The organism is Streptomyces sp. NBC_01267, assembly GCF_036241575.1.
Classification (GTDB): Bacteria; Actinomycetota; Actinomycetes; order Streptomycetales; family Streptomycetaceae; genus Streptomyces.
Map to the genome: position 1 here is coordinate 986,622 of NZ_CP108455.1, position 20,879 is coordinate 1,007,500.

At 67.2% G+C, this 20,879-nt stretch carries 17 protein-coding genes, 2 rRNA genes and 1 riboswitch (1 of these 20 only partly in view); of the genes, 4 read left to right on the forward strand and 15 right to left on the reverse strand.

Annotated features, from left to right (window positions below; translation table 11 throughout):
• Positions 1-43: 43 nt before the first annotated feature.
• On the forward strand, positions 44-871 hold the full coding sequence (locus OG709_RS04655; RefSeq protein WP_266644100.1) for a PhzF family phenazine biosynthesis protein: 828 nt from the start codon (positions 44-46) through the stop codon (positions 869-871).
• A gap of 73 nt (positions 872-944) precedes the next feature.
• Here the strand turns inward: OG709_RS04655 and OG709_RS04660 are convergent, their stop codons facing one another.
• Entirely contained in the window at positions 945-1,745 is an 801-nt protein-coding gene (locus OG709_RS04660) for a CPBP family intramembrane glutamic endopeptidase (RefSeq protein ID WP_442815336.1), read from the reverse strand.
• Positions 1,746-2,028: 283 nt separating this feature from the next.
• Entirely contained in the window at positions 2,029-3,552 is a 1,524-nt protein-coding gene (locus tag OG709_RS04665; RefSeq protein ID WP_250300847.1) for a glutamate-cysteine ligase family protein, read from the reverse strand.
• Between the two features lie 505 nt (positions 3,553-4,057).
• Between OG709_RS04665 and OG709_RS04670 the strand changes: the two genes are divergently transcribed.
• Both OG709_RS04670 and OG709_RS04675 read left to right on the forward strand, forming a co-directional pair.
• A complete protein-coding gene (locus OG709_RS04670; protein WP_250300848.1) occupies positions 4,058-4,648 on the forward strand; it encodes a hypothetical protein in 591 nt (196 codons plus the stop codon).
• Positions 4,649-4,949: 301 nt separating this feature from the next.
• On the forward strand, positions 4,950-5,153 hold the full coding sequence (locus tag OG709_RS04675) for a DUF5999 family protein (protein WP_284347922.1): 204 nt from the start codon (positions 4,950-4,952) through the stop codon (positions 5,151-5,153).
• Between the two features lie 130 nt (positions 5,154-5,283).
• Here OG709_RS04675 and gcvP read toward each other — a convergent pair whose 3' ends face one another.
• Positions 5,284-8,169, reverse strand: coding sequence for an aminomethyl-transferring glycine dehydrogenase (gene gcvP / locus OG709_RS04680; RefSeq protein ID WP_329164935.1), 2,886 nt, complete (start codon positions 8,167-8,169; stop codon positions 5,284-5,286).
• Positions 8,170-8,355: 186 nt separating this feature from the next.
• Positions 8,356-8,455: riboswitch (glycine riboswitch) on the reverse strand.
• Between the two features lie 132 nt (positions 8,456-8,587).
• On the opposite strand from gcvP, the gene OG709_RS04685 reads away from it, so the two are divergent.
• A complete protein-coding gene (locus tag OG709_RS04685; RefSeq protein WP_250300851.1) occupies positions 8,588-8,959 on the forward strand; it encodes a PRC-barrel domain-containing protein in 372 nt (123 codons plus the stop codon).
• On the opposite strand, the gene OG709_RS04690 is transcribed toward OG709_RS04685, so the two are convergent.
• The 12 genes from OG709_RS04690 to OG709_RS04745 all read right to left on the reverse strand — a co-directional run.
• On the reverse strand, positions 8,881-10,365 hold the full coding sequence (locus OG709_RS04690; RefSeq protein WP_250300852.1) for a DNA polymerase IV: 1,485 nt from the start codon (positions 10,363-10,365) through the stop codon (positions 8,881-8,883). The genes OG709_RS04685 and OG709_RS04690 overlap by 79 nt on opposite strands.
• A gap of 66 nt (positions 10,366-10,431) precedes the next feature.
• Entirely contained in the window at positions 10,432-10,998 is a 567-nt protein-coding gene (locus tag OG709_RS04695; RefSeq protein ID WP_250300853.1) for a MerR family transcriptional regulator, read from the reverse strand.
• Between the two features lie 164 nt (positions 10,999-11,162).
• Positions 11,163-11,636 (reverse strand): bifunctional nuclease family protein, encoded by a 474-nt coding sequence (locus tag OG709_RS04700; protein WP_164266948.1) that lies wholly within the window; start codon positions 11,634-11,636, stop codon positions 11,163-11,165.
• A 53-nt stretch (positions 11,637-11,689) separates the two neighbouring features.
• Complete coding sequence (gene ftsR / locus OG709_RS04705; protein ID WP_250300854.1) at positions 11,690-12,433, reverse strand: transcriptional regulator FtsR; 744 nt, start codon at positions 12,431-12,433, stop codon at positions 11,690-11,692.
• Between the two features lie 17 nt (positions 12,434-12,450).
• Entirely contained in the window at positions 12,451-13,317 is an 867-nt protein-coding gene (locus tag OG709_RS04710; RefSeq protein ID WP_250300878.1) for an FHA domain-containing protein, read from the reverse strand.
• A gap of 151 nt (positions 13,318-13,468) precedes the next feature.
• Positions 13,469-14,293 carry a DUF881 domain-containing protein gene (locus OG709_RS04715; RefSeq protein WP_266644091.1) on the reverse strand — a complete coding sequence of 275 codons (825 nt, stop codon included), beginning with the start codon at positions 14,291-14,293 and terminating at the stop codon, positions 13,469-13,471.
• Between the two features lie 5 nt (positions 14,294-14,298).
• Complete coding sequence (locus OG709_RS04720; protein ID WP_164266945.1) at positions 14,299-14,631, reverse strand: small basic family protein; 333 nt, start codon at positions 14,629-14,631, stop codon at positions 14,299-14,301.
• The gene (locus tag OG709_RS04725; protein WP_374211260.1) at positions 14,628-15,551 is read right to left on the reverse strand and encodes a DUF881 domain-containing protein; all 924 of its coding nucleotides are present in this window, start codon (positions 15,549-15,551) and stop codon (positions 14,628-14,630) included. Before OG709_RS04725 ends, OG709_RS04720 begins: the two co-directional genes overlap by 4 nt.
• Before the next feature lie 98 nt (positions 15,552-15,649).
• Positions 15,650-18,145 carry a mannose-1-phosphate guanyltransferase gene (locus OG709_RS04730; protein ID WP_266644088.1) on the reverse strand — a complete coding sequence of 832 codons (2,496 nt, stop codon included), beginning with the start codon at positions 18,143-18,145 and terminating at the stop codon, positions 15,650-15,652.
• A gap of 112 nt (positions 18,146-18,257) precedes the next feature.
• Complete coding sequence (locus OG709_RS04735; RefSeq protein ID WP_250300858.1) at positions 18,258-18,866, reverse strand: CDP-alcohol phosphatidyltransferase family protein; 609 nt, start codon at positions 18,864-18,866, stop codon at positions 18,258-18,260.
• Positions 18,867-19,022: 156 nt separating this feature from the next.
• Positions 19,023-19,139: ribosomal RNA gene (gene rrf / locus OG709_RS04740) — 5S ribosomal RNA — on the reverse strand.
• Between the two features lie 79 nt (positions 19,140-19,218).
• Positions 19,219-20,879, reverse strand: a 23S ribosomal RNA gene (locus OG709_RS04745) (it continues 1,464 nt past the right edge of the window).

Sequence of the window (20,879 nt, forward strand, 5' to 3'; positions counted from 1 at the left end):
TTGGCCTTGGTCCGAAGCGTTTCCCCGCACCTACGGTCGGGGCATGCGGATTCGAATCGTCGACGCCTTCACCGATCACCCCTTCACCGGCAACCCGGCCGGGGTCCTGCTCCTCGACTCCTTCCCGGACGACAGCTGGCTCCGACACGTGGCGGCGGAGGTGAACCTCTCCGAGACCGCCTTCGCCCACCCCCTGCCCGCCGGTGGCGAAGCCGACTGGGCGCTGCGCTGGTTCACCCCGGTCACCGAGGTCGACATGTGCGGTCATGCCACCCTGGCCACCGCGCATGTCCTGCACACCACAGGTGTCCTGAGCGGCACGGGCGCCGTGCCGGGCACGGTGCGCTTCGCGGCGCGCTGTGGTCTGCTCTCGGCGACGGCGCGGGAGGACGGCGCCATCACGCTGGACTTCCCCACCTCGCCGCTCACCCCTGAAGTGGTACCGGACGGCCTGGCCGAGGCGCTGGGTGCCCCGGTGGTCTCGGTCCGGGACACCGGACCGCACCTCGGGGATCTGCTCGTCGAGGTCGCCGACGAACAGACGGTCCGCTCCCTCTCGCCGGACCTCGCCGCGCTCGTGTCCCACTCCGAGCGGGGCATCATCACGACCGCCGCGGCCGAGGACCCCACCCGCGGATACGACTACGTCTCGCGCTGCTTCTTCCCCGGCGTCGGCATCGACGAGGATCCGGTGACCGGAAGCGCCCACACCGCGCTGGCCCCGTTCTGGTCTGCCAGGCTCGGGCGGAACGATCTCACCGGACTGCAGGCTTCGGCCCGCTCCGGCCTGGTACGCACCTCGGTACGCGGCGACCGCACCCTGCTCACCGGCGGTGCGGTGACCGTCATCGACGGCGAGCTGCTCGCCTGACCGGCAGCCGACGGGCCCATCGACAAGGAGGGGGCGCACGGCGGTGCCGTACGCCCCCCGTAGCCCCCTGCGCTCACCCGGTGGGCAGCCACCCGACCTTGCCCGCGAGCAGCGCGTACCCGACGAAGGCCCCGATGTCGAGCAACGAGTGCGCCACGACCAGCGGCCCCACCCGCCCCCATCGCCGGTACAGCAGGACGAACACCACGCCCATCGCCATGTTCCCGAGGAAACCACCGACCCCTTGATAGAGGTGGTAGGAGCCGCGCAGCACCGCACTCGCCACCAGGGCGCCCATCGGACTCCACCCGAACTGCCCCAGTCTGCGCAGCAAGTACCCGACGACGATGACTTCCTCCAGTACGGCGTTCTGCACCGCCGAGAGGATCAGCACCGGAATCTTCCACCACACATCGGGCAGCGATTCGGGCACCACCGTCAGATTGAACCCGGTCGCCCGCGCCCCCAGGTAGAACGCCAGCCCCAGGCTCCCGATGCCCGCCGCGACCATCGCTCCACGGCCGAGGTCCGGCCAGGGTCTGCTCCGGTCGAAACCGATGGCCCGCAGGCCCGAACCCTCCCGCAGCAGCAGATGCACCACCAGGGCGACCGGCACCAGGGCCGTCGCGATGCCGAACAGCTGCCAGGCGAGATCGAGCCATGGTCGCCCCGGCGCGTAGGAGCCGTTGAGGTTGGCGGCCTGGTGCTTGAGTCCTCCCGGTTTCGTGAGTGCTCCGACAAAACTGATCAGCGCCGACACGCCACTCGCACCGAGCGAGAGTGCGAGCACGAGCACCGTTTCGGACCGCAAGAACCGCTGTGGCACTCCTCCTGTGGGAAGAGAATCAGCCACCTGCACGCCCTCCGCCTGCACACCTGCCTCCAGTTGGCCAATCGCGCCTGTCCCCGGCACCCTGCCGCTAGGGTCTCGAAAGCAGATACGAAGATCGTGTGCGACAGGCCGGGGGCGGGCGCCAATTCGATGGCGCGCCCGTCTTCTGTTCACTCTTCATGAGAGGCGCACCACCGCATGGGACGTCACAGCTTGCCCGATGTACCTGTGACACCTGGAACCCGGCCCCCGTCCCGGCACACCGCATCGCCGCCGGCCCCGTAGCTGCGGTGACCGGCATCGGAGCCCCCCGTGCGCCGCCCCGTCACCTCAAGCGCGCGGAGGCGTGCGCCGGTATCCCGACCGGCCAGGAATGCACGGGGTCGCCCAGGGCCATCAGCTCGATGTAGCGCCGGGTGGTGGCTGCCAGGGCCGCCTCGCGTTCCAGTCCGGCCTCCCGCGCCCGGTGGTAGGTGTCGACCTGCCAGGAGGCGCCGTTCGTCCGCCGTCTGCACCGCCCCTCGATGACGCCGAGGTAGTGGTCGCGGTCGGCGGGCTCGATCCCCCACGCATCGAGGCCCGCGGCGGCCAGCGGCAGCAGCTCGTCCCTGACGAGTTGCACGGCCGACAGCCGCGCCACGCCGCCCGCCCGCCCCTGCCGGGGCCATTCCAGCTCGGCCTCGATGCCGTACCGGCACGCGGCATCGAAATTGCGCGCGGCGGCTTCGAAGGGCAACCGCTTCCACACCGGTCGCGGTGCGTCGGCGAGCGCCCGCACCAGGCCGTAGTAGAAAGCCGTGTTGGCGATGACATCGGTGACGGTCGGCCCGGCGGGCAGCACCCTGTTCTCCACCCGCAGATGGGGTACGCCGTCGGTCACGTCGTAGACCGGCCGGTTCCAGCGGTAGACGGTGCCGTTGTGCAGTGCGAGTTCCCGCAGCCGCGGCACCCCGCCGTCGTCGAGCACCTGGAGCGGGTCCTCCTCGTCGCACAGCGGAAGCAGCGGCGGGAAGTATCTGAGGTTCTCCTCGAAGAGGTCGTACGCCGAGTCGACCCAGCGCTCACCGAACCAGGTACGGGGCCGCACGCCCTGGGTCCGGAACTCCGGGGGGCGGACATCGGTGGCCTGCAGGAAGAGCGGAGGTCTCGACTCCCGCCAGAGCTCCTTGCCGAACAGGAAGGGCGAGTTGGCGCCCAGCGCGACCTGCACCGGGGTGATGGCCTGCGCCGCGTTCCACACATCCGCGAAGCGCGCGGGGGTGACCTGGAGGTGCAACTGCACCGACGTACAGGCGGCTTCCGGGGCGATGGACCCGGAGGTGCAGGTCAGCCGCTCCACGCCCTCGATGTCGAGGGCGAAATCCTCACCGCGGGCGGCGCACATCTGATCGTTGAGGAGCATGTACCGGTCGGCGGACGAAAAGTTCGCCGGGACGAGATCCCGTCGGGCGAGCGTCGGCAGGATGCCGATCATCACGATGCCCGCGTCGACTTCCGCGGCTTTTCTGTGGGCGTACCCGAGACCGGTGCGGAGCTCCTCGGCCAGCCGGTCGAAGACCCGCCCGCCAAGCCGGTGCGGGACAATGTTCACTTCCAGATTGAACATGCCGAGTTCCGTCTGGAAATCCCCGCTCGCGATTCGGTCGAGAACTTCCGCATTCATCATCCGCGGCATGCCGTCGGCGCCCGCGAGATTGAGTTCGATCTCCAGTCCCATGAGATTTTTCGGGCGGTCGAACCTCTTCTCCTCCAACAGCCTCCCCAGTCCCTCCAGACACCGCTGGAGCTTCCTCCGGTACTGCTGGCGGCCGGACGGATCCACTCCGTCTGCCTCGACCTTTTCCCCCATCGAAGTGCCCCTCCCGGGTGGCCGGTCACGGCGGCAGCCGCGGCGTCACGGTCGATAATGCCCAGACTCAATGATCGGTAACTCCCCGCTCGGCGCCCAGGACGAGTAGGGTGGCCAGAAGTGTCGCGTGGCACATTCGCTCGGCATGACGCCTGAAGCAGTTACCGGCTCCGTGGAAGTGGTGAAAGACGCCGACGCGTTTCGGCCGACCACGCGCACAGAGAGCTTCGAGGCCGGAGACTTACACGCACAGCAAATCGGGATAATCTCCGCAGGAGAAAGACCGAATATCGACTTGTTCGCAATATTCGTGTCAGCTAGCCGAAACATGTTGTGAACACGTGTCGTATAAACTCCGCGAACGAGGCAGAGAGTTGGCGCCCCGGCCCCCGGAGAGTGCAACACCCTCCAAGCCCCACGGCCCCCCTCTGACCCCCGCATTGCTGACAGTGCCGTCCGCACCGCCCACGCACCACCGTGTCTCCGAAGCGAGAGGCAATCACTTATGCCGCTGTATGTCCCCCCGGCTCCCGCGCCGGCCCTGCGCAGCGTCCTCGCGGCACTCGGTTCCCCCACTGCCGTCCGCGAGGCCCGTATGCCGGCCCTTCGCACCGCTCAGGGTCCACTGACCCCCGAACTGGCCCTGCCCGTCCACGTACTGGACCAGATCATGCCGAACGGTGGAGCCCCACGCACCCGGCTCACCGGCTGGCGCTTCCTGATCCACAGCGGTGATCGTGCGGTCGCCGCGGCGGAGACGAAACTGACGGCGGACGGCTGGACCTTCTCGCACTTCTTCGAGGGTCCGTACATCTCCGCCACCGGCAACGCGCTGCGTCAGGCCGAGGCGATGAACACCCCGTTCCAGCCCAGGCTGCTGTCCGTGCCCGAGCTCTACATGCTGACCCTGTGGCTGCACAGTGACACCGGCGCCGACGCCTCGGTCTCCGGCACCATGCCCGCCCCTTCGGATCTGCTGGTACCCCTCGCACCCGCACCGCCCGGGATCGCCGCGCACCGCCCGCACCGGGCGAGCGACCTGCTTCCGGTGATGACACTGCGGCTGTCTCCGCCGCTGCTGGGCTCTCCCGCCTGACGCCGCCCGAGCCAGTCGGCCCGCCCCGTGACCGCCCGTCGGGTCACGGGGCGACTTGGTTCCTCCCCCATCCGGACTAGCCCGGTGCGGCCACCCCGAACCACCCGAGAAGTCAGCGGAGTTGGCCTGAACCGTCCGCACGGGTGATGCGTCCTCAAGCTGTAGCAAGTGCTGCCGCGAAATCCCTGCGGATCGACGCCCGTAGGGCAACACTGGGACCGATCGACTGATACGGGGGGCGGCCATGAAATCCGCATCGAGCCGCAGGACACTCACCACAACGCAGCGAAAGAACGCATCCATGTGCCAGCACCAGCCATCCTGCCCGTCAGCCACCTCCGCCGACCGTGAGGCCGCGATCCTCGTGGCGCACCACCCGGAGCAGGGCTGGAGTCTGTTGTGCAACGGCGTCCTCGTCTTCGAGGACACCGGCGAACTGCTGCCGGACGGGCAGATCATCGCCCCGCACCGCCCACTGGGTGCGGGGCTGGCGACGGCCGCCTGAGCTCCGGGGCGCGGCACGGTCCGCGCGGGGAGACCGAGCAGGCACGACTGTCAGAAGCGACGAAGCCACACCGGAGACGACGAAGGGCCGGCCCGGGAGACATCCCCGAACCGGCCCTCATGCATGTCCGTCAGCTGTCGTACTCGTCCAGCGGCGGGCACGAGCACACGAGGTTACGGTCGCCGAAGGCTCCGTCGATACGGCGCACCGGCGGCCAGTACTTGTCGGCGGGCGACACCCCGGCCGGGAACACGGCCTCGTCCCTGCTGTACGCGTGGTTCCACTCACCACCGAGCGCGGCGGCCGTGTGCGGAGCGTTGCACAGCGGGTTGTCGTCCGCCGCCCACTCCCCGGACGCCACCTTCTCGATCTCGGCACGGATCGCGATCATCGTGTCGCAGAACCGGTCGAGTTCCGCGAGGTCCTCGCTCTCGGTCGGCTCGATCATCAGCGTCCCCGCCACCGGGAACGACATCGTCGGCGCGTGGAAGCCGTAGTCGATGAGGCGCTTGGCGATGTCGTCGACGCTCACCCCGGTCGCCTTCGACAGCGGGCGCAGATCGACGATGCACTCGTGCGCCACCAGCCCGTCGGGGCCGGTGTAGAGCACCGGGTAGTGCGGCTCCAGCCGCTTGGCGATGTAGTTGGCGGCCAGCACGGCGACCTGAGTCGCGCGCTTCAGCCCCTCGCCGCCCATGAGGCGCACGTACGCCCACGAGATCGGCAGGATGCCGGCCGAGCCCCACGGTGCGGCCGAGACCGGGCCCACGCCCGTCTCCGGGCCCGCGGTCGGCTGGAGCGGGTGGTTGGGGAGGTACGGCGCCAGGTGGGCCCGTACGCCGACCGGGCCGACGCCGGGGCCGCCGCCGCCGTGCGGGATGCAGAAGGTCTTGTGCAGGTTGAGGTGAGAGACGTCCGAGCCGAATTTGCCGGGCTTGGCGAGTCCGACCAGCGCGTTGAGGTTGGCACCGTCCACGTACACCTGGCCGCCCGCGTCGTGGACGGCCGCGCAGATGTCGGTGATGTGCTCCTCGAAGACGCCGTGCGTCGACGGGTAGGTGACCATCAGGACGGACAGTTCGTCGCCGTACTTCTCGATCTTGGCGTGCAGGTCGTCGACGTCGACGTCGCCGTCCTCGCGGGTCTTGACGACCACGACCTTCATACCGGCCATCACGGCGCTGGCGGCGTTGGTGCCGTGCGCGGAGGACGGGATGAGGCAGACGGTACGGCCGGTGTCGCCGTTGGCCCGGTGGTACGCGCGAACGGCCAGCAGACCGGCGAGTTCACCCTGCGAACCGGCGTTGGGCTGCAGCGAGACCTTGTCGTAGCCGGTGACCTCGGCGAGCCGGTCCTCCAGCTCGTGGATGAGCGTCAGGTAGCCCTGCGCCTGCTCCACCGGGGCGAAGGGGTGGATCGCACCGAACTCGGGCCAGGTCACCGGTTCCATCTCGGTGGTGGCGTTCAGCTTCATGGTGCAGGAGCCCAGCGGGATCATGCCCCGGTCCAGCGCGTAGTCGCGGTCCGCGAGCTTGCGCAGGTAGCGCAGCATCGCGGTCTCGGAACGGTGCTGGTGGAAGACCGGGTGGGTGAGGACGGCGTCCTGCCGCAGCAGGGCGTCCGGCAGCGCGTCGGCGGTCCGCTCGTCGAGCGCCGCTATGTCGCCCTCGACGCCGAAGGCGGACCAGACGGCGGTCAGTTGGGTACGGGTCGTGGTCTCGTCGCAGGAGACGGACACCAGATCCGCGTCGACCCGGTACAGGTTGACACCGGCCGCGCGGGCGGCGGCGACGACCTCGTCGGACTTCCCACCGGTCCGTACGGTCAGGGTGTCGAAGTACGCGCCGTGCACGACGTCGACGCCCGCGGCACGAAGCCCCTCGGCGAGGATCGCCGCGTAGCGGTGGGTGCGCCGGGCGATCTCGCGAAGGCCGTCCGGGCCGTGGTAGACCGCGTACATCCCGGCCATCACCGCGAGGAGCACCTGTGCGGTGCAGATGTTGCTGGTGGCCTTCTCGCGGCGGATGTGCTGCTCACGGGTCTGGAGCGCCAGCCGGTAGGCCTTGTTGCCGTCGGCGTCCACCGAGACACCGACCAGCCGCCCCGGCAGGCTGCGCGCGAACTTGTCCTGTACGGCCATGAACCCGGCGTGCGGACCGCCGAAGCCCATCGGGACACCGAAACGCTGGGTGGTGCCCACCGCGATGTCGGCGCCGAGTTCACCGGGCGAGGTGAGCAGGGTCAGCGCCAGCAGATCGGCGGCGACGGTGACGATCGCGCCGAGCTCGTGGGCCTGCTCGATGACGGGCCCGATGTTCTGTACCCGGCCGGAGGCGCCCGGGTACTGGAGGAGCACGCCGAAGACGCCGCGCTCGGCCACCTCGGCCGGGATGCCGTCGCTCAGATCGGCGACGACGACCTCGACACCGGCCGGTTCGGCGCGTGTCCTGATCACCGCGACGGTCTGTGGCAGCGCGTCGGCGTCGACGAGGAAGACACCGTGCTTGACCTTGCCGACCCGGCGCGCGAGCGACATCGCCTCGGCTGCCGCGGTGCCCTCGTCGAGCAGCGAGGCGCCCGAGGTCGGCAGACCCGTGAGGTCGGCGACGACGGTCTGGAAGTTGAGGAGCGCTTCGAGACGGCCCTGCGAGATCTCCGGCTGGTAGGGCGTGTACGCCGTGTACCAGGCGGGGTTCTCCATGACGTTGCGCAGGATCACCGGGGGCGTGAAGGTGCCGTAGTAACCGAGCCCGATCATCGGGGCGAGCACCTGGTTGCGGTCGGCGAGCGAGCGCAGCTCGGCGAGCACCTCGGCCTCGGTACGTGCCTCCGGAAGGTTCAGCGACTCGGCACTCTTGATCACGTCCGGCACTGCGGCCGACGTGAGCTCGTCCAGAGAGCCGTAACCGACATGGGCGAGCATCTTGGCCTGGGCGCCGGCGTCGGGCCCGATGTGGCGCTGCTCGAAGGGGGTGCCACGCTCCAGCTGGGAGAGCGGAATGCGGTGGGCGGTCATGGCGGAGGCCTCCTGGTCGATACGACCTGCGAGGGGTACCACGGCACGGGTACCCGGACGGCCTCCCCCTCTGTCATCTCAACCTGAGAGTTTCGCCGGCAGTCGATCGACGTGCCGACTTTCACCGTCGGTGAGGAAGGGATCCGGACGTGCCCGCCCGGCGCCCGCCCTGCTTTCCAGAGTGACCTCGTCCGTGCGGTACGTGTGCCTGAGAGATTCCGGGGAGGATTTGCTCCTTCGGCGCCTTCGGAAGAACTTCTCCGAAGGACTCTCCCGCGCGGGGTCAGTAGCCAATGGCCAGCCTACCAGCGAGATAGATCGCGCTGCGTTCGAGTGGCCGAAGCCCCGGATCTGCACTTCTGTAGGGGTGATCACCTCCCCGGTGACCAGAGAGACGTTGCGATCAGTTGGAGGGACCGTGCAGACCGACATCGATCCGCGCAGCCTGATCGGCCGCAAGGCGTTCGACCGCAATGGCAACAAGATCGGCACGGTGGACGAGGTCTACCTCGACGACGCCACCGGGGTACCGGAGTGGGCCGCCGTACGCACCGGCCTCTTCAGCCGTGACGCCTTCGTCCCGCTGGAGCCGAGCGAAATGGTGCAGGAGACCCTTCGGGTGCCCTTCGACCGCGCCCTGATCAAGGACGCCCCGGACTTCGGCGTGGGCCGCCATCTCTCCCCGGAGCAGGAACTCCAGCTCTACCACCACTACGGCCTGGACGTCTCGGCCCCCGCCGCGCCCCCTCCCCCGGACCGGGACTTCGGGCGGCTCGCGAGCGACGACTGACGGTCCTGGCCGGTCGGCTCCGACGCCCCGTCCGGGACGACCGGCACCAGCGGCAACGGGTCCGACGGCTCCAACTCGGGGTCGTCGATCCGGAAGGTCCGCACCCGGCCGGGCGCAGTCGAACCAGGTTCCTCGAACCGGACCGTCACCCGTCCCACCCCGCTCCCCTGCACCCACCCGGCCCCGTACACACCGTGGTGGACGTCGTGCCCGGCGAGCCAGTGACGTTCGGGGGGCGGCTGCGGGCCGGCGCCGGGCACCTCCACGGTGTCCGCGCCCGCCGCCGCTTGCTTCTCGTCGGTCGCCGACGTCTCCAGCACGGCAGCCCGCTCGGTGGCGGCCTGCGCGAAGAGATCCTCCTGGGTGAAGTCCGCAAGACCGGTGACGCCCACACCGAGCAGCCTGACGCCGCCGGTGGTGTCCACCGACTCCAGCAGCCGCCCCGCCGCCTCTCGCACGACCTCCGGGTCGTCCGTGGGCCCCCGGAGGGTCTCGGAACGCGTCAGGGTGGAGAAGTCGTACCGCCGGACCTTCAGCACGACCGTCCTGCCCGACCGCCCGGCGGCCCGCAGCCGCTCCACACACCGGTCGGCCAGCCGTACCACCTCCAGCCGCACTCGCACCCGGTCGTGCAGATCCACATCGAAGGTGTCCTCCACGGAGACCGACTTGGTGTCCCGCTCGGCGACCACCGGCCGGTCGTCGTGCCCGATCGCCATGCGGTAGAGGGAACCGCCGTGGGCCTTGCCCAGCAGACGTACGAGCTCGTCCTCACCGGCCTCGGCCAGATGGGACACCGTGGTCATCCCGGCCCGCCGCAGATGCTCACCGGTGGCAGGACCGACGCCCGGCAGCGTCCGCACGGTCAGCGGTGCGAGCAGCTCCCGCTCCGTGCCCGGTTCGATCAGGACCAGGCCGTCCGGTTTGGCCCGCTCGGAGCCGATCTTGGCCAGCATCTTGGACCCGGCGAGGCCCACCGACCCACTCAGCCCGGTACCCGCCAGGATGTCTCTCCGCAGCTGCTCGCCGGTACGCAGCGCCGACCTGCTGTCATCGGCCACCCCGCCCGCCTCCAGGTCCACGAAGGCCTCGTCCAGGCTCAGCGGCTCCACCAGCGGGGAGAGCTGCCCCAACAGCTCCATGACCTGGTTGCTCACCTCGCGGTACAGGGCGAAGCGAGGCACGAGGTACGCGGCGTTCGGGCAGAGCCGCCGCGCCTGCGCCATCGGCATCGCCGAGTGCACCCCGAACCGCCTGGCCTCGTACGAAGCAGTGGAGACGACGCCCCGGGGCCCCAGCCCGCCGACCACCACCGGTTTCCCGCGCAGGCTCGGCTTCGCCGCCTGTTCCGCGGCGGCGAAGAAGGCATCCATGTCCAGATGCAGGATGGTGGGCGCGGCTCTCACACCACCGATGCTGCCTCACGGCACTGACAATCGGGCGGTGCGCCGCTGACAGCGGTCCGGGCGGGGTCAGACGGCCCGGTTGCGCCGTCTGGCCAGCTCGTCGGCCGGGTTGTGCCCGATCAGGGTCTCGCCGGTGTCGACGCGCTCGCCGTGCAGCTGTGAGAGCGCGCTCTCCACATCACGCCACACGACCCCGACGGCGATACCGAAGATCCCCTGGCCCCCCTGGAGCAGCCCCACCACCTCGTCGGGCGAGGTGCACTCGTACACCGTCGCGCCGTCGCTCATCAGCGTCACCCGGTCGAGATCCAGGGCTCCGCGGTCCCGGAGATGGTGGACTGCGGCGCGGATGTTCTGAAGGGCGACGCCTGTGTCCAGGAACCGCTTCACGATCTTGAGAACGACGACATCCCGGAAGCTGTACAGCCGCTGGGTGCCGGACCCGTGCGCCGGCCGCACACTCGGCTCGACCAGCCCCGTACGCGCCCAGTAGTCGAGTTGCCGGTAGGTGATACCTGCCGCCGCGCATGCGGTCGGCCCCCGGTAGCCGACGGTGTCGGTCGTGGGTTCGGCTGCTGAGCCGTGAAGCGGATACGTCCCGCCCGCCGCCGTACCGTCGCCGCTGCTTCTCACGCCGACCTCCGTCCTTGACCTGCCCTCTCGACGGTAGGCAGTCACTTGAGGTGCGTCAACGATCGCCACACTCGGCACGCCGAGTGATAATCACCCTAAGAGTGGTTTCGCGTGCCCCGCTTCGGGGAAAGGCTTGCCGAATGCGCGGGCACCCCCGCCGAGCCTCACTGGCTGTTGGTCCCGAAATCTTCCGGCGAGATCTGGTCGAGGAATTCGCGGAACTTCTCCACCTCGTCCTCCTGCTCGTCGGGGATCGCGATTCCCGCATCGTCGAGGACCCCGTCGCTGCCGTAGATCGGAGTCCCGGTGCGCAGGGCGAGCGCTATGGCGTCGGACGGCCTGGCACTCACCTCGACCCCGCTCGCGAAGACCAGCTCCGCGAAGAAGACCCCGTCGCGCAGGTCGGTGATGCGCACTTCGGTGAGCTCCTGGCCGACCGCCTCCAGGACATCCTTGAAGAGGTCATGAGTCAGCGGCCTGGCTGGAGCCATGCCCTGCTGGGCGAAAGCGATCGCGGTCGCTTCCCCAGGGCCGATCCAGATAGGGAGATACCGGTCGCCTCCCACTTCACGCAGGAGCACGATCGGTTGGTTGGAGGGCATTTCCACCCGGACACCCACAACGTCGAGCTCGTTCACACAGCAACCCTAGGACGTGCCCGGCAGGTTTGGGTAGTCGGGCTCCCCCATGATCAGTACAACCGGACCCCGAGAGAGGTCTGTACCAGCGCCGCGTGCAGCCGTACCGTCAGCGCCGCGAGCTCTCTCGTGGTCGTCTCCGCATGCACTCTGGTCTGCGGATTACGGTTCAGCCGGAGCGGGGCCACGACCTGTTCGATCAGCCCGGACTCACGATCGGCCGCGGCCTTCATGGCCCGGAGATGACGGGGCTCCAAACCAAAACGGCCCAGTTCGGCCACAAGCCTGGCCACGTTCACGGCCTCGGCGTCGTAACCGCCCTCGGGCACCGGCGCGATCAAACCGTACGACTCCCACTCGGCAAGGTCCTCCGCCCCGATCCCGGCGGCAGCGAGCAGCTCGTCGCGGCCCACCCGGGTGGCCGTGGGACCCCCGGACCCGTCGTCCGGCGCCCCGTCGGCGCGCGCCAGAGCGGCACCGGGCGCGGGAAGCTGGATCTGCTCCCCACGGCCCAGCGCGTCGAGATGGTCACGGATGACCCTCAGTGGCAGATAGTGGTCCCGCTGCATCCTCAGGACCTGAGCGAGCCGCTCGACGTCCGCCGGACCGAATTTCCGGTACCCGGAGGACGTGCGCTGCGGCTCGACCAGTCCCTCGGCCTCCAGGAAGCGAATCTTGGAGATCGTGACCTCGGGAAACTCGTCCCTGAGCAGATTGAGCACCGTGCCGATACTCACCAGCCGGTCGCTCTCGGTGGCGGTGCCCCGATCGGCACCGCCTGTCGATGAATGCAGCATGGACCTTCCCTGAGGGGTCACACGCCCCGCTGGCTCGCGTAGAAGACCAGCCGGTACTTGCCGATCTGCACCTCGTCACCGTTGGCCAGCGCGACAGCGTCGATGCGCTCACGGTTGACGTACGTGCCGTTGAGGCTGCCGACGTCCGAGACGGTGAAACCGCCGTCGGCACCCCTGCGGAACTCCACATGGCGCCTTGAGACGGTGACGTCGTCGAGGAAGATGTCGCTCTGCGGATGACGGCCCGCTGTGGTCAGCTCACCGTCCAGCAGGAAGCGGCTACCGGAATTCGGACCGCGACGCACCACCAGCAGCGCAGAACCCGGCGGCAGAGCGTCGACGGCCGCCTGGGCCTCGGGCGAGAGCGAAGGCGAAGCGGTCTGCCCCGTCACCTCCGCCTCGTACGCCTCAAGTCCGGAGATGGAGATCGTCGAAGTGGTCTCCGAGGGCCGCTCGGGCACTCCGGCCCGCAGCGGCGCCCCGCAGTTGGAGCAGAACCGACTGGCCTGGGCATTCTGGTGGCCGCACCTCGTACACACCGGCATGGACGCATCCTCCTGCCGCGACTGCCCCGCGTGGGCATTGGTTGCGTACGGATCCGAGGGAAACCCTCGACCCGCACTTGAGGTTGACGCTTCACCAAAACCTATGCGCCCCTGACCGGCAGGGTCAACAGACGACGCACCCTGATCACCCGAATTGTCCCGGCCGGGCTGACCCACCTCGTCACGGAACAGCGGGCGGTCCACGCCCTGGTCCTCGCCCTCCACATGGCGTGGGGCGCGGTGACGTGCGTTTTCCTCACGTGCACTCTTGCCGAACAGCTTCCCAAACAACTTCACGGGCGATTCCCCTTGACTGAAACAGACCCGCCCGTGGGGCAGGACGAACTCTCAATGAACACACCTGCCGAACCGGACATCCTTACAACGTCCGTATCCCCCAGACAGTTTCCACCACGCACCCCGCTTCTGGTGCGCCGACCCCCCGCAACCTCATCCCCTTGTCCCGCAGCCCTCAGGCTCCCCCGTGCCACTACGAGGAGGACCGAGCGTAGTCAGGCTGCTTCGCCGGTCGCAAGGCGTCCACGACGATCTTCTCAGCAGGTGTCACAGTGGCTGTGGCCTGCTCCTTCTCCAGAGTCTGCACCACGCCGCCCGGAATATTCAGCGCGGGCTCAAGATCCGCGGGTTTACCGATCACCTTGAAGCTGTACGGGGCGCCGACCTTCTTCCCGTCCACCCTGACAGCGCCGCCCGCGTCGGAGAAGTATGTATCCCCCACGACCCGGACGTCATTGATCTGGATCGCCTCGGCACCGGCCGCACGCAGCTCCTGGATCGTGTCGAGCAGCATGTCCGCCTGGACCGTGCGGTGCGGGTCGTTGATGACGAGGGTGATGCCCGGCCCCTGTGCTGCCACCGTGCCTGCCAGGATGCCGAGTTGACGTGCTTTCTCGCTCGTCTGCTTGCGCGCCTCCTCGGCCTGGTCCGAACTGCTCTCCAACTCGGAGCGCTGGCTCTGCAGACGCTGCTTCTCGTCCTCAAGACGCTGAGTGCGGTTGTCGAGCTCGTCGAGGATGCGCACCAGGTCCTCCTGACGTGCGCCGCGGAGCGGGCTGTTGTCGCTGTTCGAGCGGACCTGGATGGCAAGACCCAGTCCGAGCACGAACAGCAGTACAGCGACGATGAGTTGAGCCCGTGTGACGCGTGGCGGCCACAGCGCCGCCATCATTCGCCGACGACCGGTCATGCCCTCGGGCGGTCCCGGAGTCTCCTCCGCCCCCTGCTCACCGGCAGGCTGCTCGGGGAACTCCTCAGGAGATTTCCCGGGGTTCTCCTCGTTCGGTTCGTTGCTCATCGGCCTCACGCCCGGAACACGTGCCGGCGAATGGCCGCCGCGTTCGAGAAGATGCGGATGCCGAACACGACCACCACACCGGTGGACAGTTGCGCCCCGACACCGAGCTTGTCGCCGAGGAAGACGATCAGCGCGGCGACCACGACGTTCGACAGGAAGGAGACCACGAAGACCTTGTCGACGAAGATCCCGTCGAGCATGGCTCGCAGGCCACCGAAGACCGCATCGAGGGCCGCCACGACGGCAATCGGCAGATAGGGCTCGACCATCGCCGGCACTTCGGGCCTGACCAACAGTCCGACCACGACTCCGACGACGAGGCCAAGTACGGCGATCACGATGTGCCCTTCCCTGTGTCGGCCGCGCTCTGGTCCTTGCCGGCGGCCTTCGGCTGTGCTGTGCGTACGATCAGGCTCGCGGCGGCAGGAAGGCGCACGTCGTCCTGGCCGGAAATGCTGGTGCGGATGCCGTAGCTGTCCTTCAGTACCTTCAGGTACTGTCCGTCGGCGCTGTCCTGGAATTTGCTGATCAAGTGCTTCCTGTCCCCCACCGCCAGCACCGTGTACGGAGGCACCAGCGGTCTGTTGTCCACCAGTATGGCGTCACCTGCCGCACGGATCGCCGACAGGGCGGTCAGCCGCTGCCCGTTGATCGCGATCGCTTCGGCGCCGGACTGCCAGAGCCCGTTGATGAATTGCTGCATGTCCCGGTCGCGGACCCGGCCCGTGTCGGAGAAGCCGGTGCTCTCCCGCGGCCCGCCACCGCCACCCTGGTCGGTGCCCTTCGCATCGTCGATCACGAGCTTCACGCCCGGCCCGTGAACCGCTGTCGCGCCGGAGAGCAACGCCACCAGCTCGCCCTGGTCACCGCCGTGCTTCTGCAGCGCCTTGCGCTGCCGCGCGCCGACCTCGTCACGGAGCCCGTCCACCTTCTTCTGCTCCGCGTCCGCGGACGAAGTCTCGGACTCGATACGGTCGATGAGCTCCTGGCGTTCTTTCGCCACCACCGGCGCCGTCACCCGGGCCTGCGCCGCACCGACCGTCACGACGACCGCCGCAAGCACCAGCCCGCCGGCGAGACCCAGCTTGGCCCGCAGCGAACGGGGCATCCCCGCACCGCCCTCGGCCCTGCGCCGGGCGGTCGCCTCCGCATAGCCGTCGTCGAGACTGTGGTCCATCACGTTGGTCAGCAGCGACATCGACGCGTCGGGGCGCGGGGACGGAGAGGTCGCACTCCGAACGGGGGGCTGCTGCGGCATGCCGCACATCGTCGCACGCCGCAGCAGGTGGTTCCCAACGGGCCCGTCAGTGTGCCGGACAGCCCGGGGTCAGGCCGTCCGGCACACCCGCTACAGCCTCACTGGCCTCCGCCGTCCACGATCGTCGACCACTCGTCCAGCAATGCCTGAGCGGACGCGTCGTCCGGCCCCTCGGCCCACAGATGGGTGACAGCCTCGGCCGGGGCCGGCAGCACCATGACCCAGCGGCCGTCGGGCTCGACCACCCGTACGCCATCGGTCGTGTCCACGGAACGGTCCGCCGCCGCCTCCACCACGCGACGCATCACCAGCCCCTTCACGGCCCACGGGGTCGCCAGGTCGCGCCGCAGCACGTGGGCGCGGGGGATCCGGGCGTCGATCTGGCTCAGAGTCAGCTGCGTACGTGCGACCAGCCCGATCAGCCGGACGAATGCCGCCGCCCCGTCGAAGACGCTGCTGGACTCGGGAATGATGAAACCCCCGCGGCCGTCGCCGCCGAAGATGGTGGATTCCTCGCGGCCCACCCGCGTCAGGTCGTCGGGGGAAGTGGTGGTCCACTCCACCTGGGTCCCGTGATAGGCGGCCACCTGCTCCGCAATCCGGGTGGTGGTCACGGGAAGGGCCACCCGCCCGCTGCGCCGCTCGGCAGCGATGAGGTCGAGCATGACCAGGAGCGCACGGTCGTCCTCGACGATCCGCCCGCGCTCGTCGACGAGCGACAGCCTTTCGCCCACCGGGTCGAAACGCACCCCGAACGCGGCCCGTGCCGAGGCCACGATCTCGCCGAGCCGGACAAGCCCCGATCTACGGGTGTCCGCGGTCTCGGTGGGCCTGGACTCGTCGAGCCCGGGGTTGATGACAAGGGCGTCCACCCCTAGGCGACCGAGCAGACTGGGCAGCACGAGCCCGGCGCTGCCGTTGGACGCGTCGACCACGACCTTGAGACCCGCTTCGGCGATCCCCGTGGTGTCGACGTTACGGAGCAGAGAGCCGGTGTACGAATCGAAGACGCTCGCCGGGAAGTGCAGGTCCCCGATCTCGCCGGGGAACGCCCGGCGGTACTCCTGCCGGGCGTACACCCGGTCCAGCTTGCGCTGTCCACCCTGCGAGAGGTCGGCGCCCCGCTCGTCGAAGAACATGATGTCGACGGAGTCCGGGACGCCGGGCGACGTACGGATCATGATGCCGCCGGCACTTCCGCGCGCGGTCTGCTGCCTCGCCACCGGCAGGGGCACGTTCTCCAGGTCCCGCACTTCGATCGCGCTGGCCTGAAGGGCGGAGATCACCGCTCGCTTGAGTGCGCGCGCACCACGCGAGTGGTCACGTGCCGTGGTGACCGTGGAGCCCTTCTTCAGCGTGGTGGCATAGGCGCCTGCGAGCCGCACAGCGAGTTCCGGCGTGATCTCGACGTTGAGGATCCCCGAGACTCCCCTGGCGCCGAAGAGGTGCGCCTGGCCACGGGATTCCCAGATGACCGAGGTGTTGACGAACGCACCCGCCTCGATGGTCTTGAACGGGTAGACCCGCACATTCCCCTGGATGATGGATTCCTCGCCGACAAGGCACTCGTCACCGATCACGGCGCCGTCCTCGATGCGGGCCGCTCGCATGATGTCGGTGTTCTTGCCGATCACGCAGCCCCGAAGATTGCACTGCTGCCCGATGTACACGTTGCCGTGAACAACAGCTTTGTGCAGAAAGGCGCCGGACTTCACGACGACGTTGGAACCCACAACGGTGTGTTCCCGGATCTCCACATCGGCTTCCACCTTGGCGTAGTCGCCGATGTACAGCGGCCCTCTGAGCACGGCGTCGGGGTGCACCTCTGCCCCTTCGGCCACCCACACCCCGGGAGAGATCTCGAAGCCGTCGATGTCCACGTCGACCTTGCCCTCAAGCACGTCCGCCTGGGCCTTGACGTAGCTCTCGTGCGTGCCCACGTCCTCCCAGTAGCCCTCGGCGATGTAGCCGTAGACCCGCTTCCCCTCCTTCATCAGCTGAGGGAAGACATCGCCCGACCAGTCGACCGGCACATCGGCCTCGACATAGTCGAAGACCTCGGGCTCCATGACATAGATGCCGGTATTCACCGTGTCCGAGAAGACCTGCCCCCAGGTCGGCTTCTCCAGGAAGCGCTCGACCTTTCCCTCTTCGTCGACGATCGTGATACCGAATTCCAGCGGATTCGGTACGCGGGTCAGGCACACCGTGACGAGTGCGCCCTTCTCCTTGTGGAAATTGATGAGATCCGTCAGGTCGAAGTCGGTCAGCGCGTCACCGGAGATGACCAGAAAAGTATCGTCCTTCAGCGCCTCTTCGGCGTTCTTGACGCTTCCGGCGGTGCCGAGGGGCTTCTCCTCGTTGGCGTACGTGAGCTCCATGCCGAGCTCCTCGCCGTCGCCGAAGTAGTTCTTCACGAGTGAGGCGAGGAACTGCACGGTGACGACGGTCTCGCTGAGCCCATGCCGCTTCAGTAGACGCAGCACATGCTCCATGATCGGTCGGTTGACCACGGGCAGGAGCGGCTTGGGCATGCTTGAGGTCATTGGGCGAAGGCGAGTGCCTTCGCCGCCAGCCATCACGACGGCCTTCATGTCGGGGCGCCCTCCTTGAAGAGACGACAGTCCAGCCGACTTCACCCGTCCGGTGAGGACACTCGGGCGTCATACGCAGTCCGGCCACGCTGCACGGCGCGCATCGACGAGTTCAATCGGCTGCTACGTCCGCCTTCACGATCCGGCGGACCTGTACCACATACAGGATTCCTGCCCACCAATAGAGTGTTGTACCCCATCCTGCGAACGCCCATCCGAAAACAGACGCAAGAGTGTTGAGCCAACCGCTTCCGTCGCTGAGCAAGAGCAACGGGAACGCATACATCAAGTTGAACGTAGCCGCCTTGCCCAGAAAGTTCACCTGGGGCGGCGGATAGCCGTGTCTGCGCAGGATTCCCACCATGACCAGCAGCATGAGTTCACGGGCCAATAGTGCCGCCGTCAACCAAATCGGCAGGATCTCCCGCCAGGTCAGGCCGACCAGAGTGGAGAGAATGAAGAGACGGTCCGCGGCTGGATCGAGCAGCCGTCCCAGGTTGCTGATCTGGTTCCACCGGCGGGCAAGCTTGCCGTCGAGATAATCGCTCACACCACTGAGCATGAGCACCAACAATGCCCAGCCATCGCTCTTGGGCCCACCGAACTCGGGACGGAGAATCAGCCACAGGAAGATGGGGACGCCAACCAGGCGAGCCATGCTGAGAATATTGGGGATGGTGAGTACCCGGTCCGTCTGAACACGGGTCTCCTGGACCTCCACCCGGGGGCCTCCTGTGAGGAACGTACGAACGATGCCCCCTGACCTTACCCTCAGCCGCGGCCGGCCGGGCACAGGGGTCGACTGCTGAAGGAACAGCGCCTGAACGCAAAAATGCCTCAACCCCCGGACAAAGTCCGGGGGTTGAGGCTAAAAATTGTTCGGCGGCGTCCTACTCTCCCACAGGGTCCCCCCTGCAGTACCATCGGCGCTGAAAGGCTTAGCTTCCGGGTTCGGAATGTAACCGGGCGTTTCCCTAACGCTATGACCACCGAAACACTATGAAATTAACCAACACCGGATAACAACACGGCCGTTCGTTATTTCAGAACTAACACAGTGGACGCGAGCAACTGAGGACAAGCCCTCGGCCTATTAGTACCAGTCAGCTCCACCCGTTACCGGGCTTCCACATCTGGCCTATCAACCCAGTCGTCTACTGGGAGCCTTAACCCCTCAAAGGGGGTGGGAATACTCATCTCGAAGCAGGCTTCCCGCTTAGATGCTTTCAGCGGTTATCCTTTCCGAACGTAGCCAACCAGCCATGCCCTTGGCAGGACAACTGGCACACCAGAGGTTCGTCCGTCCCGGTCCTCTCGTACTAGGGACAGCCCTTCTCAATATTCCTACGCGCACAGAGGATAGGGACCGAACTGTCTCACGACGTTCTAAACCCAGCTCGCGTACCGCTTTAATGGGCGAACAGCCCAACCCTTGGGACCGACTCCAGCCCCAGGATGCGACGAGCCGACATCGAGGTGCCAAACCATCCCGTCGATATGGACTCTTGGGGAAGATCAGCCTGTTATCCCCGGGGTACCTTTTATCCGTTGAGCGACAGCGCTTCCACAAGCCACTGCCGGATCACTAGTCCCGACTTTCGTCCCTGCTCGACCCGTCGGTCTCACAGTCAAGCTCCCTTGTGCACTTACACTCAACACCTGATTGCCAACCAGGCTGAGGGAACCTTTGGGCGCCTCCGTTACTCTTTAGGAGGCAACCGCCCCAGTTAAACTACCCATCAGACACTGTCCCTGATCCGGATCACGGACCGAGGTTAGACATCCAGCACGACCAGAGTGGTATTTCAACGACGACTCCACAATCACTGGCGTGACCGCTTCAAAGTCTCCCACCTATCCTACACAAGCCGAACCGAACACCAATATCAAACTATAGTAAAGGTCCCGGGGTCTTTCCGTCCTTCTGCGCGAAACGAGCATCTTTACTCGTAGTGCAATTTCACCGGGCCTATGGTTGAGACAGTCGAGAAGTCGTTACGCCATTCGTGCAGGTCGGAACTTACCCGACAAGGAATTTCGCTACCTTAGGATGGTTATAGTTACCACCGCCGTTTACTGGCGCTTAAGTTCTCAGCTTCGCCACACCGAAATGTGACTAACCGGTCCCCTTAACGTTCCAGCACCGGGCAGGCGTCAGTCCGTATACATCGCCTTACGGCTTCGCACGGACCTGTGTTTTTAGTAAACAGTCGCTTCTCGCTGGTCTCTGCGGCCACCCCCAGCTCACCGAGTAAATCGGATCACCAAGAATGGCCCCCCTTCTCCCGAAGTTACGGGGGCATTTTGCCGAGTTCCTTAACCATAGTTCACCCGAACGCCTCGGTATTCTCTACCTGACCACCTGAGTCGGTTTAGGGTACGGGCCGCCATGAAACTCGCTAGAGGCTTTTCTCGACAGCATAGGATCATCCACTTCACCACAATCGGCTCGGCATCAGGTCTCAGACTATGTGTTACGCGGATTTGCCTACGTAACGTCCTACACCCTTACCCCGGGACAACCACCGCCCGGGCTGGACTACCTTCCTGCGTCACCCCATCGCTTACCTAGTACAGATCTGGTCCGACGGCTCCACCACTCCCCTTCACCCGAAGGATCCAGGACGGCTTCACGGCCTTAGCATCGTCTGATTCAGTATTGGGCGTTTCAAAGCGGGTACCGGAATATCAACCGGTTGTCCATCGACTACGCCTGTCGGCCTCGCCTTAGGTC